General features: G+C 54.6%; 2 pseudogenes. Both read right to left on the bottom strand.

Annotation, left to right across the window (positions count from 1 at the left end):
• Positions 1–243: 243 nt before the first annotated feature.
• Positions 244–1,225, bottom strand: a pseudogene (locus tag PGX04_RS08095) (IS630 family transposase).
• 267 nt (positions 1,226–1,492) lie between these two features.
• A pseudogene (locus tag PGX04_RS34095) lies at positions 1,493–2,169 on the bottom strand (tyrosine-type recombinase/integrase); the annotation flags it as partial.
• Positions 2,170–2,289: the final 120 nt, after the last annotated feature.

Genomic DNA, 2,289 nt, shown 5'->3' with positions numbered 1-2,289 from the left:
TGCGCTCGCTCACCGACACGGTGACCACCAAATGGGTATGACACCTTGCCACCCACACCCCGCGACATCGATCGGCTTGACGAGCTCCTCAAGTACCTTGTTACGCTCAGCTTCACTGGAGTGAGACACAAACTCCGGTGACCAATAGCCCGGTTTTTGTACGCCCCTGAGGGGTACGACGCATTCTAGATACATTCGCGTAAACTCAAGTCAGTGATATCATGGCTACGACTATAGCAGACATTAGAAGTAGTTGCTCACTCTAGGAATAGAGAATTGGTCAAGAGCGGTGTCGATTGCTATTGTGAGTTCAGTAAGTGAATCAAAGAACCGATTGCTAAAATCCGCTTGGAGTTGTCTCCAGCACTCCTCGACTGGATTGAGTTCAGGAGAGTACGCCGGTAACGTGACAAAGGCGAGGTCGTCGCGGACCGCTAGGTCCGTGACGGCCGACGTCTGGAAGTACAGCGCACCATCTAGCACGATAATCAAATTGTCTTCGAACTCTTTGCATAACACGAGAATGAAATGTTTTGCGTGTTCGGCGGTGACGTACTCTTCGAACCGGGAGAAAAAGCGATCACCGTCCTCGGTGATCGCGCCTAACAAACACGTCCAGTCGCGTTGTCCAGACAATTCGACGGATGGCCGCGTGCCGCGCGGAAACCACGCGGCTCAACTTGCACAGATTTCTTGGTTTGATCGATACAGACTACTGTGGCGTCCATCTCCCGCCGCTTTTTTTTGAGTTCCTCGCGGAACGTTTCTTCCACCTCAGCATCTGCTTCAGCGGCTGTACAGCGTGGTTTTTGCTAGCTCAATCCCGCTTCTTTGAGCAACCGCCGGCAGCTCGGGATTGAGTACTCGACATTGTAGGTTTCGTCGAGATACAACTGGACGAGCGCCGGCGCGTCAACTCCAACGTTCGCTGGTGATTCGTGGACAGTTTCTTCGAATTATTGTTCTCTTTTTCCGAGAGCTTTTGTTTTCTTCCAGATCGATGAGCATCAGTAACGGCCTGCTCAAGCGACTCGTCAGTGTCGAGTCGCTTGAGCCAACTGTAGATTGTTCGTCGGCCAGTGTTGTGCCACTCTGCTAGTTCGGTCTGTGTCACACCGTTTTTGTACGCAATTGCTGCTAATAACCGCTGTGTCGGCTTGTTACCCTCGGCGGTGTCGAGAGCATCTTGAAGTTCTTCGACAGAGATTTCGTCGAGATGATTCATTAGTATACACAACATTCCGTGGGCGGAAAGTTCTAACGGTTATTATAAACGGCACCCAGATATATAACCGATCAAGGTCGATGACCGATCTGTCGATCTCGAATTGTAGTCTTTCATCAGATAGCTTCTCTTCACAACTGTGGAGTTGTAATCTGAGGTCGGCTATATCGATTCGTCATGCACGGACACCTGCGAAATTTAGCCCAGAATTATTTCAGGATTAGACGTGCATGAGAAATCCATCTGCCTGACTTCAGATAGGACAGACTACTCCCGTACCTCGTCGATACTGTCAGACACGTCCTTCATTTGCAGGTCTGTGTACGACTCGTGAGTAGTTTCGATCGACTTGTGACGTAACGCCTCTTGGGCTTTTTCAGACATACCGCTGGCGTACAGGTCGCGCCCAAGCGCCCGTCGTGCGCCGTGCAGCGTGAGATAATCGTAGTCGCCGTCAGGATCGATATTCGCCTCGTCAGTCAACCGTTTCACCAGTCGGCGGACGCCCTCTTTCGAGATCGACGGCGGCAGCACCTCGTGGTCCCAGTGTAGCCGCTCGAGGACCGCTGTTTTTCCCTCGTCACCCGAGACTCGAGTGCGGAAGATGCCCGTTCCTCGCCGAGTATCGCCTCGAGTGCATCCTTTTTCGATCCGTAGTGGCCGGTCGGGAACACGGGCCACTCGTCGGTCGGCGGCTCGAGATAGTCGTACCAGCGCTCGAGGACGCTATGAACGCTTTCGGGGAACGGCGCGTCTTCGTACTCGCGGGACTTTCCGTACACTTCGATCAGCCGCTTTTCAAAATCGACGTCGTTCCATCGGAGGCCACGGCGTTTCTCGTCTTTCGGGTCGGCGAACAGTTCGGCCCCACGAGCGCCGGTCCCGCCGAGCATCACCACGATCGCCCGGTCGCGCATCGCCGACTTTGCGTCGGTGAGGATCGTTCGCGACGCGCTCGAGGGATACACCGACCTCGACCTCCCGTTGAAGAACGACCAGCGCGGGGATCAGTGGGAGGACGACGTCGCCGACCGCGCCGCCGGGGCGCTGCGCGAGGCCGGCGT

It is taken from the genome of Natrinema soli, from assembly GCF_028618695.1.
This window is presented reverse-complemented; position numbering and strand designations above follow the sequence as displayed.